This is a genomic window from Rhizobium azibense, assembly GCF_004342325.1.
GTDB lineage: Bacteria > Pseudomonadota > Alphaproteobacteria > Rhizobiales > Rhizobiaceae > Rhizobium > Rhizobium etli_B.
This window is the reverse complement of the sequence record NZ_SMBJ01000022.1, coordinates 1-13,739: the sequence shown is the minus strand read 5'-3', so window position 1 is coordinate 13,739 and position 13,739 is coordinate 1. Positions and strand designations below refer to the sequence as shown.

Here is a 13,739-nt window from a genome sequence, read left to right as displayed (position 1 = left end):
GGGCCATCTCAGCCAGCCGCCCTCCGAAAAATCATCGAAAGCCATTTCTCGATGAAGCCAGTGATCCCGTTGCGTGCGACCATCATGATGAAGATCAGCGCGAGGCCGTAAATTAGGTTGCCGAGGCTCAGGTTGATGTCGGATGCCCAGCTGGGGACGAAAACCATGAACAGGCCGCCGACGAACGCGCCGACGATGCTGGTGACGCCGCCGACGATGCTGCCAATCACGATGTTGATGGACAGGATCGCCAAGAAAGATTCCGGGCTGATGAAGCCACTGACGATGGCGAACACTGCCCCGCCCAGTCCTGCAAGCGCCGAGCTGATCGAGAAAGCCCAAAGCCGGGCGCGCGTCAGGTTCACACCGAGCGCCTGGGCAATCTGAGGATTGTCGCGCTGCGCCCTGAGCGCGCGGCCGGTGTCGCCGGACAGTATTTGGAAGACGAGCAAAGCACCGACGCCCGCACACGCAAGCGAGATGAGATAAAGCCACAGCTCCGGAATGTCCGTCATCAAGCCCGGCGTTTCGGGAGCGTCGACGGGAAGCCCGGATACGCCGCCGGTCAGGCTTCCCAGCTTGAGGAGCAGCTGCGGGAACGCAGCCGCTATGCCGAAAGTGACGATGGCCAGCTGCAGACCTTGCAGTCTGAGCGCCGGCAGGCCGATCACCAGCCCGACTGCGGCCGAGACCGCAGCTGCGACCGGTAGCGTAGCCAGCGGGGAAACCCCGTAGGTGGCGTTCAGGATCGCGGTGACATAGGCGCCGACGCCGAACAGCGTTCCTTGGGCAAGGCAAATCTGCCCGGCATATCCCATCAGCAGGTTCAGTCCCAGGATCGCGATGGCATAGGCGATCGCGATGGCCACTTGCTGGAGCGCGTAGGCCGGGGCGAAGACTGGGATCAGAATTGCCACGATTGCGAAGAGACCGAACTTGATCGCGGTTGAGAGGAATAAGTCTCTCATAGTTTTGTCACCTTATAGGAGCCGAACAGGCCGACGGGCTTCACGAGCAGGATGATCAACGTCAGGGCGATTGGCACTGCGATGCGCATGTCGGCTCCAATAAACGAGAGGTAGCTGGCGCCCAGGCTTTCGGCGACGCCGATCGCGAGGCCGCCGACGATCGCGCCGAGCGGACTGTCCCATCCCCCCAGCGTTGCGGCTGCCAGGCCGTAGAACAGGATCGGTGTCATCATCGTCGGGCTGAGGAACAGGCGGGGCGCGATCAGGATCGCGGCCAGTGCCCCGATGACGGCGGCCAAGCCCCAGCCCAGCATCAGCATTCGTTCGACATCGACGCCCACGAGGACGCTGCGTGTACGATCAAAGGCTGCTGCCCGCAACGACAGGCCGAGCTTTGTGAAACGGAAGATAAAGCCCATCGCCAAGGCAATCGTCAGGAGGATCGCGAGCGTCCCGACAGCAGAGGACAGCACGCGGACCTCGCCGATGCTAAAGCCGCCATCTGGGAAAAGGCTTGGAAACGAGAGCTGTTCTGCACCCCAGATCCACATAGAGGCGGCCTGAAACAGGACGAGGATGCCAAGCGTGATGACGACCACCGCTTCCACGGGAGCATCCATCATAGGTCGGATGATCAGGCGGAATGTCACGATCCCGATTGCGAATGCAAATGCGAGGCTCGCGACAACTGCGAGCCAGAGCGGCACGCCCCACTGCATCAATTGCCAGGCGCCATAGGCCGAAAATGTCGCCATCTCGCCTTGGCCAAAATTGACGACATTGGTCGCCCTGAAAATGAGGACAAGGGCCAGCGCCAGCGCCGCGTAGATAGCACCCGTGGTCAAGCCGCTGACGACGAGCTGAAAGAAGAAGCTCATCAGGCGACTCCCAGATATGATTTCTTGATGTCTTCGTTGCCGATGAGCTCGCTCGCCGCGCCGCTCGCGACGATCTGGCCCGCCTCGATGACGAAGGCCCTGTCGGCGTATTGAAGGGTGACGTCAACGTTTTGTTCGACCACGAGCAGCGTCATGCCGGTCTCCTTGTTCAAGGACTTGAAGATCGCCAGGATTTCCTGGGTGATCGACGGAGCCAAACCGAGAGATGGCTCGTCGCACATCAGCAGTTTTGGCCTCGACATCAGCGCACGGGCCACGGCGAGCATCTGCTGTTCGCCGCCGCTCAAGTTTCCGGCGAGCTGACTGCGCCGTTCCCGCAATCTGGGGAACGTCTCGTACCAGCGCTCCTTGTCTTGCCTCACCTGCGAGCGGCTGGCCACGATCGTCGCGCCGAGCGACAAGTTTTCTTCCACGGTAAACTCTGTGAAGGTGCCGCGACCTTGCGGTATGTGCGCGACGCCGAGCGCAAGACGCTTCTGAGCGGAAATCTTGTCGAGCGCTTTTCCGGCGTAGGAAACCGAGCCCTTGAACGGCAGCAGACCCGAGACCGCGCGCAGAAGCGTCGTCTTTCCGGCGCCGTTGGAACCGAGCAAGGCAACGAATTCGCCTTCACCAATCGAGAACGAACAGTCAAACAGTGCCTGTGTTTTGCCGTAGAAAACGGACAGGTCTTTTATATCCAGAAGGGTCATGCCGCCCTCCCGAGGTAAGCGGCGATCACCGCATCATTTGACTTGATTTCGGCAGGCGTTCCCTCGGCCAGGTTGCGGCCCAGGTGGAAGACGACGATCCGGTCGCAAAGGCTCATCACCAACCCCATGTGATGCTCGATGAGCAGGATGGAGAGATTGCGTCTGCGCCTTATCGCGTCGACCAGCGCGCCGAATTCATGGACCTCGCCGTGGGTCAGTCCACCGGCGGGTTCGTCGAGCAGGAGTATCTTCGGCTCCGCGGCAAGCGCCCGGGCGATTTCCATCCGCTTCTGCAGGGGATAGGGCAGCGATCCGGCCGCGCGGGCGGCGAGATCTGCCATGCCGACCTCCTCGAGCACCGCCATTGCCGTTTCACGCGTAGAGCGCTCCAAGGCTCTGACCCGGAACGGCGCGAAGATCGCCCTTGCGTAATTTCCGCCGAGCCGATGATGGGCGCCCAACATGACGTTTTCGAGAACAGTCATCGACGCGTAGATGCCCAGATTCTGAAACGTCCTTGCGACACCCATTCCGATCATCTCGCGCGTCTCCACGCCTTCGAGCGGCTGGCCGTCAAGCATGATCGATCCGGCTGCGTAGTTTACCAGACGCGTTGCCGCGTTGAGAAAGGTCGATTTGCCGGCGCCGTTCGGGCCGATGAGCCCACAGATCTCCCCTGGCTTTACGCAAAGCGATACCTCTGTCAGCGCCTTCACCCCGCCAAACTGCACGGAGACATCCCGCGCCTGGAGCACCGGGCGCACCTCGACGATGCTGCTGTCGTTCACTGATTTCCTCCCTTCCGAAGCGGCTTCTCCTCGGTCTGTCAATTTCTGTTGTTGACAGCCAACCCCGCTTTGGATACCTATCCGTATCCGAAGACGTTTCGGTATGTCAAGCATCAATCGCATTCGATTGCTTCCCCGAAACGTCCAGAGGTCGATGCTGTCAGCAGGAGAAGGTGGCAGCGAGATTTGTGACAACTCCCCAAAGCGGGAGTGCTGGGAGGACATCGATGACGGGATCACAAACCGAACTGACGGGGGAAAACCTCTACCGGGATCCGTATCCCGTCTATGCGCGTCTGCGTGCAGAGCAGCCCGTGGCATTCTTCGAGGGAACGAAGGAATATTTCATCACACGGTTCGACGATTGTCGCACCGTCGGCGGCAACGACAAGGTGTTCGGGCCTTCGGGCTCGGCAGACCGTCCGGAAGCCCGCGTCATGGGGATGCCGAACGTCCTGACAATGTCTGGCGAGGATCATCAGTGCCTACGTCAGGGTATCGACGAGAATCTCACGCAGGAGCGCGTGCGCTCGTTCGTCGAAGATCTGACGCGCCCGGTCGTGCAGCGTTATATCGACTCCATCAAGAAGAATGGAGAAGCCAACCTTACCGCCGAACTCTTTGAGCCAATTTCGGTGCGGTGCATCGGCGACGTCATCGGCCTGACGGCGACACCCAACGAGGCCCTCGTCGAGTGGTTTCACGCGATGGCGCTCGGCCTGCAGAACGTCAGCAATGATCCGGCCATATGGAAGCGATTGGACGACGCGCTTGCCGACATCGACAAGCAGATGGGCAATCTTTACCAGGCCTGCCTGTCAAAGCCCAACCACTCTCTTCTTAGCCACGTCATGTATGGCGGCATGCCAAAGGGCGAGGTTCGCAGCTGGGAGGAGATTTCTCCGACCATGCGCGTCATCATCCTCGGCGGCCTCCAAGAACCAGGGCATGCAGCGGCGAACGCCTGTGCGGGTCTTCTTTCAAATCCCGATCAGGCAAAGCTCATGGCCGAGCAGCCGCAGGAAAACGCCATGCGCGCCTTCGACGAGGGCCTTCGCTGGATTGCCCCGATCGGCATAACGCCCCGCATCGCCAAAGAAGACTTCGAGATTGCCGGCACAGTCATTCCTGAGGGGTCGTCTGTCGCCATCGTCATGGGGTCGGCCAATCGCGACGAGACGCGTTTCGAAGACGCCGACCGCTTCGACATGTTTCGCAAGAAGAAGCAGCACCTGTCGTTCGGCTTTCGTCCGCACTTCTGTTCCGGCCATTTCCTGTCGAGGGCCATGGGCGAGATTGCGCTCGCGGAGGTGTTCCGGCAATTGCCGGATCTCCGGCTCGACGCCTCGCGTGAGGTCAAGGGCAAGGGCTGGCGGTTCCGCGGCATTTCCGATCTGCCCGCGAAGTGGAACGCGTAATGTCGCTCATCATCGACTGCCACGGCCACTTCACGACGGAGCCGCCTGAGCATCATGCCTTCCGAACGGCGCAGGTCGCTTATGCGGAAGGCAAGTCCTCCGAGCAGCCCATCTATCCGGGTATCCCGGACAGGCAGCTCCATGACATCATCGAGGCAAACCAGCTGAAGATACAGCGCGAGCGCGGTTCGCATGTGACACTCTTGAGCCCGCGTGCCTCCGGCATGGGCCATCACGTTCCGGGCCTGGCAGTCGCCAAGGAATGGTCGCAGCTGTCGAACGACAATGTCGGCCGCATCGTCGACATGTTTCCCGACAATTTTGCTGCCGTCTGCCAGCTTCCGCAGACAATCGACGGTGGCCTTTCTGCTGTCATCGGTGAGTTGGAGCGCTGCGTCGAGAACGGCTTCGTCGGTTGCAATCTCAATCCTGATCCCTCAGGCGGACGCTGGAGCGCGCCGCCAATCTACGATCCGTGGTGGGACCCGATGTGGGAGGCCATGGTCGCGCTTCAGGTTCCTGCGATGATCCATGTTTCCAGCTCCTGCGAGCGCTGCCTCCACATGACGGGAGCGCATTACATCAACGCGGACACTGCGGTATTCATGCAGCTCATCCAGGGAGATCTGTTCGAGCGCCACCCGGAACTCAAGCTGATCATACCGCATGGTGGCGGGGCTGCCCCTTACCATTGGGGTCGCTATCGTGGCCTGTCGATCATGCTCGAAAAGCCGAGCCTCGACACGCACCTGATGAACAACCTGTACTTCGACACCTGCGTCTACCATCAGGCAGGCATCGACACGCTGTTCAACGTCGTCGATGTCAAGAACATCCTCTTCGGCTCGGAGTTGCTCGGCGCGGTCAAGGCGATCGATCCGGAGACGGGACATCCGTTCGACGACACCAAGAGATACATCGATCACCTTGTCCTCGACGACGACCAGAGACATGCGGTCTTTGAAGGAAACGCACGGCGCGTCTACCCGCTCTTGGACAAGAGACTACGCGAGCGGGGCCTTTGAAGCTTCGCGATCATGAGGGAGAAATCAAATGGCTTCGAGCCGACATCTGAGCCTCGCAGGCGGGGCGCAAGGGTTCAACTGGCTTCCGGTCTTCATCGCCGAAGAGCATGGAATTTTTGCCAGGCATGGACTGACAATCGACTATAAGAAGATGGGCACCGTCGACAAGGCGACCACCGCGGTTCTCGAAGGCGAGGCCGATCTCGCGATAACCCCACCTGAAGGTGCGGTCTCGAACTTCGTCAAGGGCGGCGTGCTGCGTGTGATCGCTTCGAACTCGAACCGCCTGCCGATGTCGCTCGTCGCCCAGCCTTCGATCAAGTCCATCCAGGACCTCAAGGGCAAAAAGGTCGGCACGTCGTCGCTCACCGAAGGCACTGCAATCTACACGCAGATGCTTCTTTCCAAGGAAGGCTTGCGGTATCCCGGCGACTATGAATTCGAACTCGCCGGCATCCACACGAAGCGTTGGGAAGCGCTCAAGGCTGGAGAGATCGACTGCGCGCCGCAGCCTGCACCCTGGAACTTCCTGGCCGAGCGGGAGGGCTTCAACCTGATCGGCGAGATCAACGACGTCATCCCTGAAATCGTCTTTGCCGCTGTCATCGGCCGCAAGAACTGGCTCGACGACAACCGTGACGTTGTTGTCCGCTTCCTGCGGGCGCTGCTCGATGCCTATGCGATCACCAATGACCCCAGCCGGGCAGATGTCACGCTTCCAATCTTCCAGCGGATCACGACCAAGGACGACATCGAACTTGCTTCACGTGGCCTTTGCTACATGCGCGACATGGGTATGTGGCCGGGTGACCTAACCATTCCACAAGCTGCGATGGACAAGACCATTGACCTCATGATCCGCGCGAACCTGCTTGACGAAGCCGCCAGAGCTCTAGCGGGAGACGTGTTCGATCGCGCTCTCCTCGAAGCTGCATCCGCCTGAACGATCTGTTGAGGCGCGTTCCACGGACATGCCAGGAGTTTTTCAATGAAAGTAATGACGAAGACAGCGCGGACGGACCGCGAAATATGCGAAGCACTGGGTAAGCTCGGCGTCGCCACTGTTCACGAAGCTCAGGGGCGCAAAGGGCTGCTGGCGCCGCACCTGCGTCCTGTAATCGACGGCGCTCGCATCGGTGGCACGGCGCTGACCTGCGAGGTTCCGCCCGGCGACAACTGGATGATCCATGTGGCGCTCGAAATGGCTCTGCCTGGGGACATCCTGGTCGTCGCACCGACCTCGCCATGCACCGACGGCTATTTCGGCGACCTGCTCGCCACCTCCTGCAAGGCGCAAGGCATCCTCGGTCTGGTGATCGACGCTGGCGTCCGTGATGTGGCTGATCTTCGCGCGATGAACTTTCCAGTCTGGGCAAAGGCCATATCGGCCCAGGGCACCGTCAAGGAGACATTGGCGAACGTCCAGGTTCCAATGGTGTGTGCCGGAGCCTATATCGAGCCGGGCGACGTGATCGTCGCCGATGATGACGGGGTCTGTATCGTCAAGCGCGGCGAGGCAGCTCAGGTGCTTGAGAAGGCCCTCAAGCGGCAAAGGATGGAAGATGACAAGCGCGGCCTCTACGAGTCCGGCAAGCTCAGCCTCGACATCAACAACATGCGTCCGCAGCTCGAAGCAAAGGGCCTGACCTATGAATAGGGCTGCCGAAGTGCGCATTCCCCGCCGCGTCGTCACGGGCATCAGGGACGGCAAGTCGGTCTTCGTCAGCGATGGCCCGCCCCCCAACGCCCACGCCTACGATTCCGTGCCCGGACATTTGACTTCGGTTCTTTACGCCACCGCCGCAAAACCCTTCCTTCCGCAGGATTGTGCGGAGCAGGCACCCCCGCAGATATTGATCAAGCCTGAACCCGGTGCGACGAAACTCATGATTGTCGTCTTCCCGCCGGATTCGGTATGTGCGACCGTCGATCCCGCCTGCGCCTTTGAGGAGCAGGCAGTCCACATCCCTGGCCTCATCCAGGCATTCGAGCCCGACGCGCCAGGTATGCACACCACCGACACGGTCGACTACGATATGGTCCTCGACGGCGAGATCTGGCTCGAACTCGACGATGGCGCTGAAACCTTGCTGAAGCAGGGCGACATCGTGGTCCAGTGCGGCACCCGCCACGCCTGGCGCAACAAGGGCGACAGGCCCGCCACGATGTGCTTCGTCCTCATCGGCGCCGAAAGGAAGGTCGTGAGATGAGGCCGGACAACCTCACCCGATCTTTCGACTGTGTGATCGTCGGCGGCGGACACGGCGGTTCGCAGACAGCCGCTGCACTCAGGCAATCCGGGTTTTCGGGAAGCATCGCGCTGATCGGCGCTGAACCGGACCTTCCCTATGACCGCCCCTCGCTTTCGAAGGATTATCTGGCTGGCACGAAGACATTCGAAAGGATGCATCTACGGCCCCAGGATTTCTGGGGGACGCGTGAGGTGGAATTGTTGCTTGGGCGGCATGTGAGCGCCGTCGATCCCACGGCTCGCATCGTGGTCACCGATGGTGGCGAGTATTTCTCCTACGGCCAGATGGTTTGGGCCGCCGGGGGCGATCCGCGGAAGCTTTCCTGTTCGGGCAGCGACCTGGCAGGAATTTTCTACATCCGCAGCAAGGCGGATTGTGACGCACTGATCGATGTGCTTCCCAACGCCCGGAGAATCGTGATCATCGGCGGCGGTTACGTCGGCCTGGAAGCGGCGGCAGTGTTCCGAAAGATCGGCAAGGAGGTGACCCTGGTCGAGGCCCTTGACCGTGTGCTGGCGCGTGTGGTGGGGGAACCAATTTCACGGTTTTACGAAAACGAGCATCGGGCGCGCGGCGTCGATCTCCGTCTCAACAGCAATGTCGCCTCCTTGGAGGGCGTGAACGGGCGGGTTTCGCGTGTGGTTCTTGAAGCCGGCGAGGCGATTGCAGCCGACATAGTCGTCGTCGGAATTGGCATCATCCCGTCGGTTGGTCCACTGATTGCCGCCGGAGCTAAGGGCGCAAACGGTGTCGATGTCGACGAGTTTTGTCGTACGTCAGTGCCCGATATCTATTGCATCGGCGACTGCGCCCGCCTGGAAAACGGTCCTGGCATCCGCATCGAATCGGTGCAGAACGCGACCGATCAGGCGACCACTGCTGCAAAGGCGATCTGCGGGGAGTTCAAGGCATATGATGCAACGCCGTGGTTCTGGTCCAATCAGTACGACCTGAAAATGCAGACGGTCGGCCTCAATTACGGCTTCGACAGTGTCGTCACGAGAGGAGATCCTGCCTCGCGGAGGTTCAGTGTCATCTATCTGAAGAACGGGGCGGTTCTTGCCCTCGATTGCATCAATTCGCCACGCGATTACGTGCAAGGGCGAAAGCTTGTCGACAGCGCGGCCAGGATCGATCCCGCCGCTTTGGCGGACACATCGAGACAACTCAATGAAATCGACTTCGTCACGTCGTGAGCGTCAAGAGCGCAGAAAGTGGAGGAAAAATGGCTACCATATCAGTACGGACCCGAGACGGAGGGCTCCATAGCTTCGACGGACGGATAGGCGCCTCGCTCATGGAGAATATCCGCAACGCCGGGTTTGACGAACTTTTGGCGATGTGCGGCGGCTGTCTGTCCTGCGCCACCTGCCACGTGTATGTCGAGCAGCTTCCCACGAGCGCAAGTCTACCGGTGCCCTCGATCGATGAGACCGAGCTGCTCGAGGGATCAGACTACCGTCAGGAGCGCTCCCGGCTTTCCTGTCAGATACCGTTCGACGAGACACTCAGTGGCATCGTGATCGGAATTGCCCCCGAGGACTAGAACGAGGTCCACTTTCGAACAGGGGACGTGACAGGTCAATCTCGCGAACATCCCGGGCGGCTGAACGCGCCCGGGCAACGACCTGCAACCTAGGTCTGCTCCAGCTCGAGTATGTTTCCCTCTGGATCGCGCGCATAGGCGATCAGAAGTGGCTTTTCCTCCGTCCCAAGGTCCGTGATTTCGCCAATCTGCGCGCCATCCGCCTGAATGATTTGTGAGAGTATACCGCTGATATCTTTCAGCTGGAACGATAGGTGAGCGAAGCCCGATTCATTCACTCTTGGCTGATCCCTATCATACGTGACTTTGTGCTCGTGTATTTCCAAGAACGGGCGGTCGAGTTCGGGGAACTTGAGCCAAATCGAGTAGATCTGTGAGTTGGCAATCCCGTTGCCTCGCGACACTCTTTCTCCCGATAAGGCCCTGGGTTCCCGGAGGTGCTCGCATCTCAAGACATCTACATAGAACGCCGCAAGCGCTTCCGCATCTCGGGCGACCAAGTTTATGTGAGCAAGTTTCATGATGTCAGGATAGCTCGGAGATGAGGCCAGCATATCGATTGGCAGGGAACAACAAAAGAGATGGCTTGAGCCGATCACGGTCCCGCATGTAGGGCCGCAGGTTCTCAAGGCAGGAATTCATGATCTGGTCCTGGGTTTGGCCGTCGATGATGGTGGCAGCAAGCTATCCATTTCAGTTTAGGCTCGCAACCAGACGAAGGTTTGATCAGGACGCTGCTCAAAGGGTAGTCTTCAAATTTTCTGCGACCTGCTTGGGCCGTCGCCGCAGCGGCAAGGATGAATAGTGAGGCATCCTCAAGGATCTGCTGTGCGAGGTGTTGGGATCGCTGCCGGTTGCGGCCGGCCGCGTTATGCTTCTGTGGGAAGGGAAGTCGCCGTGCAGGCGGGCCCTCCCTCCCACCAGAAAGGGACGAAATGGGGCTCAGTTGATTATCGGCAGCAGCTTGTTGATCGACTCCTTGGCGTCGCCGTAATACATCCGGGTGTTTTCTTTGTAGAACAACGGGTTCTCGATCCCCGAATAGCCGGTCCCCTGGCCGCGCTTGGAAACAAAGACCTGCTTTGCTTTCCAAACCTCCAGGACCGGCATGCCGGCGATCGGCGAATTCGGATCTTCCTGTGCGGCTGGATTGACGATGTCGTTGGAACCGATGACGATGACGACGTCGGTATTGGAAAAGTCGTCGTTGATTTCGTCCATTTCCAGGACGATGTCGTAGGGCACCTTTGCCTCGGCCAGGAGTACGTTCATGTGACCCGGCAAGCGGCCTGCAACCGGGTGGATGGCGAAGCGTACATCCTTGCCGGTGGCGCGCAGCTTGCGGGTGAGCTCGCAGACCGCACTCTGTGCCTGTGCAACTGCCATGCCGTAGCCGGGCACGATGATGACTGAATCCGCATCGTTAAGCGCGGCGGCGGCGCCTTCGGCGTCGATTGCAACCTGTTCGCCCTCGATGGCCATCGCTGGGCCCGAGGCATTGCCGAAACCGCCGAGGATCACCGACAGGAACTGCCGGTTCATCGCCTTGCACATGATGTAGGAGAGGATTGCGCCGGAGGAACCAACAAGCGCGCCGGTGACGATCAGAAGGTCGTTTCCGAGCAGGAATCCAGTTGCCGCCGCTGCCCAGCCCGAATAGGAGTTGAGCATGGAAACGACCACCGGCATGTCGGCCCCGCCGATCGCCATGACGAGATGCGCGCCGATGACGAAGGCGATCAGCGTCATGAGATAGAGCGTCCATGAGCCCGCGCTGTTCATGTAGAGCAACATGAGGACGAAAGAGGCGGCGACCATCGTGAGGTTGAAGGCATGGCGACCGGGTAGGATGAGTGCCTTACCGCCGATGTGGCCCGAGAGCTTCCCATAGGCGATGATCGAACCGGTAAAGGTGACGGCACCAATGAAGACCCCGAAGAAGATCTCCACCTCGTGGATGATCTGCTCTGCATGCGTCGTGAATTCATGCGCCGTTATGTCGGAGTTGAGGCCGATAAAGACGGCAGCCAGGCCAACAAAGGAGTGAAGGGCGGCCACGAGCTGCGGCATGCCAGTCATTTCCACGCGCCGCGCCATCACCGCCCCGACGACCGCACCGACCCCCAGCACGACGACGAGCATTACCGAAAGGCCGACGCCCGGCCCGAAGATCGTCGCAATGATAGCGATCGCCATGCCGACGATGCCGTACCACACGGCGCGCTTGGCGCTTTCCTGGCCCGAAAGCCCGCCAAGCGCGAGGATGAAGAGAACCGAAGCCGCAATATAGGCGGCAGTTTGGAAACCGATAGACATTGTCAATTCCCCGCGGCCTGATCAGGACTTCTGGAACATGTTCAGCATGCGGCGCGTCACCATGAATCCGCCGACGATGTTGATCGTCGCAATCGTTACGGAAATGGCCGCAAGCGCCGTCACCAGCCAACCCGCAGCGGTGATCTGCAGGAGCGCACCGATGACGATGATGCCGGAGATGGCGTTGGTGACGGCCATGAGCGGCGTATGCAGCGAATGCGAAACGCCCCAGATCACCTGAAAGCCGACGAAGCAGGCAAGTGCGAAGACGATGAAGTGGCCCATGAAGACGGGGGGCGCAAAGGCGCCGATGAGGAGCATGAGCAATCCGCCGAAAATGAGAAGGCCGACCTGGTTTTGCGTCGCGGCCTTGAAGGCGGCCGCCTCTGCGGCGCGCCTTTCCTCGGGCGTCAACACCCTGGTCTTTTCCTTGGGCTTCTGCGCCGCAATCGCCCGAATCTTTGGCGGCGGCGGCGGATAGGTGATTTCGCCCTTCAAAGCGACCGTCGCACCGCGGATCACGTCGTCTTCCATATTGTGGACGATGACGCCGTCCTTCTTAAGGGTGAGGTCCGTCATCATGTGGCGGATGTTGGTCGCGTAAAGCGTCGACGACTGTGCGGCCATTCGGCTTGGGAAGTCGGTATAGCCGATGACGGCGACGCCGTTGTCGGAGACGATTCTCTCGCCCGCAACGGTCAGGTCGCAATTGCCGCCGCGCTCGGCGGCAAGGTCGACGATGACGGAGCCCGGCTTCATCGCGGCCACCATGTCGGCAAGCCACAGCTTGGGCGCGTCGCGGCCGGGGATCAGCGCCGTCGTGATGACGATGTCGATGTCAGGCGCGATTTCGCGGAACTTCTTCAGTTGCGCCTCGCGGAACTTAGGCGAGGAGGGCGCGGCATAGCCGCCGGTCGCAGCCCCGTCCTGCTGCTGTTCCTCGAAGTCGAGGAAGACGAATTGCGCGCCCATGGATTCGATCTGTTCGGCGACTTCCGGGCGCACGTCGAAAGCATAGGTGATGGCACCGAGCGAAATACTGGTGCCGACGGCGGCAAGACCGGCGACGCCCGCGCCGATGACAAGCACCTTGGCGGGCGGGATCTTGCCGGCGGCCGTCACCTGGCCGGTGAAGAAGCGGCCGAAATTGTTCCCCGCTTCGATCACGGCGCGGTAGCCGGCGATATTGGCCATGGAGGACAGCGCGTCCATCTTTTGGGCGCGCGAGATGCGCGGCACCATGTCCATGGCGATCAAGTTGGCGCCGGTCGCTCCCGCCTGGTCCAGGAGGTCCTTGTTCTGTGCCGGATAAAAGAAGGATATGAGCGTCTTGCCCTGCGAGAGCGCCGACACCTCGTCGCTGCTGGGCGGGCGCACCTTCGTGATCACGTCGGCGCTTGCAAAGAGCGTTTCGGCGGTATCGACAACCGTCACGCCGGCGGCGCGGTAAGCATCGTCGGAAAAGCCCGCAAGCTTGCCGGCGCCTGTTTCGATGGCGCATTGATATCCGAGTTTCTGAAGCTGTATAGCGCTGTCAGGCGTCATTGCAACGCGCGCTTCTCCTTCCAGCCTCTCTCGAGGCGACCCTATCAGCACGTATCCCTCCCTTGAATGTTGAAGTCACTGATCTGAAGCGAGCCTGGGTTCAGTTCCGGCGCAGGCCGAACCTATGAAAACCTCGGCCCGCGCAATCGACGATTGGCCTCAATAGACCACCACGCCGCGGATGCTTTGACCGGCATGCATGAGTTCGAAGCCCTTGTTGATGTCCTCGAGCGGCATCGTATGGGTGATCATCGGATCGATCTCGATCTTGCCTTCCATGTACCAGTCGA

The 13,739-nt window shown here is 60.4% G+C and carries 14 protein-coding genes and 1 pseudogene; 7 read left to right on the top strand and 8 right to left on the bottom strand.

Annotated features, from left to right (window positions below):
* Positions 1 to 8: 8 nt before the first annotated feature.
* Genes EV130_RS31060 through EV130_RS31045 form a run of 4 tightly spaced genes read right to left on the bottom strand, consistent with a single transcriptional unit; the run spans position 9 to position 3,347 of the window.
* Complete coding sequence (locus tag EV130_RS31060) at positions 9 to 968, bottom strand: branched-chain amino acid ABC transporter permease (protein WP_074065265.1); 960 nt, start codon at positions 966 to 968, stop codon at positions 9 to 11.
* The gene (locus tag EV130_RS31055; RefSeq protein WP_132662538.1) at positions 965 to 1,846 is read right to left on the bottom strand and encodes a branched-chain amino acid ABC transporter permease; all 882 of its coding nucleotides are present in this window, start codon (positions 1,844 to 1,846) and stop codon (positions 965 to 967) included. Before EV130_RS31055 ends, EV130_RS31060 begins: the two co-directional genes overlap by 4 nt.
* Positions 1,846 to 2,559: an ABC transporter ATP-binding protein gene (locus EV130_RS31050; RefSeq protein ID WP_074065263.1), complete on the bottom strand. Its 714-nt coding sequence runs from the start codon at positions 2,557 to 2,559 to the stop codon at positions 1,846 to 1,848. Before EV130_RS31050 ends, EV130_RS31055 begins: the two co-directional genes overlap by 1 nt.
* Positions 2,556 to 3,347, bottom strand: coding sequence for an ABC transporter ATP-binding protein (locus EV130_RS31045; RefSeq protein WP_132662537.1), 792 nt, complete (start codon positions 3,345 to 3,347; stop codon positions 2,556 to 2,558). The genes EV130_RS31050 and EV130_RS31045 overlap by 4 nt, the downstream gene beginning before the upstream one ends.
* Before the next feature lie 227 nt (positions 3,348 to 3,574).
* Between EV130_RS31045 and EV130_RS31040 the strand changes: the two genes are divergently transcribed.
* From EV130_RS31040 to EV130_RS31010, 7 genes are read left to right on the top strand one after another with little or no spacing between them, the layout of a single operon-like run.
* On the top strand, positions 3,575 to 4,765 hold the full coding sequence (locus EV130_RS31040) for a cytochrome P450 (RefSeq protein WP_132662536.1): 1,191 nt from the start codon (positions 3,575 to 3,577) through the stop codon (positions 4,763 to 4,765).
* A complete protein-coding gene (locus tag EV130_RS31035; RefSeq protein ID WP_074065260.1) occupies positions 4,765 to 5,790 on the top strand; it encodes an amidohydrolase family protein in 1,026 nt (341 codons plus the stop codon). Before EV130_RS31040 ends, EV130_RS31035 begins: the two co-directional genes overlap by 1 nt.
* Before the next feature lie 28 nt (positions 5,791 to 5,818).
* The gene (locus tag EV130_RS31030) at positions 5,819 to 6,733 is read left to right on the top strand and encodes an ABC transporter substrate-binding protein (protein ID WP_074065259.1); all 915 of its coding nucleotides are present in this window, start codon (positions 5,819 to 5,821) and stop codon (positions 6,731 to 6,733) included.
* Between the two features lie 45 nt (positions 6,734 to 6,778).
* Positions 6,779 to 7,447 (top strand): 4-carboxy-4-hydroxy-2-oxoadipate aldolase/oxaloacetate decarboxylase, encoded by a 669-nt coding sequence (locus EV130_RS31025; protein WP_074065258.1) that lies wholly within the window; start codon positions 6,779 to 6,781, stop codon positions 7,445 to 7,447.
* A complete protein-coding gene (locus EV130_RS31020; protein WP_132662535.1) occupies positions 7,440 to 8,000 on the top strand; it encodes a cupin domain-containing protein in 561 nt (186 codons plus the stop codon). The genes EV130_RS31025 and EV130_RS31020 overlap by 8 nt, the downstream gene beginning before the upstream one ends.
* The gene (locus tag EV130_RS31015; protein ID WP_132662534.1) at positions 7,997 to 9,238 is read left to right on the top strand and encodes an NAD(P)/FAD-dependent oxidoreductase; all 1,242 of its coding nucleotides are present in this window, start codon (positions 7,997 to 7,999) and stop codon (positions 9,236 to 9,238) included. Before EV130_RS31020 ends, EV130_RS31015 begins: the two co-directional genes overlap by 4 nt.
* Positions 9,239 to 9,267: 29 nt before the next feature.
* Positions 9,268 to 9,588, top strand: coding sequence for a 2Fe-2S iron-sulfur cluster-binding protein (locus EV130_RS31010; RefSeq protein ID WP_074065255.1), 321 nt, complete (start codon positions 9,268 to 9,270; stop codon positions 9,586 to 9,588).
* Between the two features lie 89 nt (positions 9,589 to 9,677).
* Here EV130_RS31010 and EV130_RS31005 read toward each other — a convergent pair whose 3' ends face one another.
* The 4 genes and pseudogenes from EV130_RS31005 to EV130_RS30990 form a co-directional block, all read right to left on the bottom strand.
* Positions 9,678 to 10,109 carry a VOC family protein gene (locus EV130_RS31005; RefSeq protein ID WP_132662533.1) on the bottom strand — a complete coding sequence of 144 codons (432 nt, stop codon included), beginning with the start codon at positions 10,107 to 10,109 and terminating at the stop codon, positions 9,678 to 9,680.
* Between the two features lie 421 nt (positions 10,110 to 10,530).
* Positions 10,531 to 11,904: a Re/Si-specific NAD(P)(+) transhydrogenase subunit beta gene (pntB, locus tag EV130_RS31000; RefSeq protein WP_132662532.1), complete on the bottom strand. Its 1,374-nt coding sequence runs from the start codon at positions 11,902 to 11,904 to the stop codon at positions 10,531 to 10,533.
* Between the two features lie 21 nt (positions 11,905 to 11,925).
* The gene (locus tag EV130_RS30995) at positions 11,926 to 13,500 is read right to left on the bottom strand and encodes a Re/Si-specific NAD(P)(+) transhydrogenase subunit alpha (RefSeq protein WP_132554477.1); all 1,575 of its coding nucleotides are present in this window, start codon (positions 13,498 to 13,500) and stop codon (positions 11,926 to 11,928) included.
* A 108-nt stretch (positions 13,501 to 13,608) separates the two neighbouring features.
* Positions 13,609 to 13,739: pseudogene (locus tag EV130_RS30990) on the bottom strand (S-(hydroxymethyl)glutathione dehydrogenase); the annotation flags it as partial.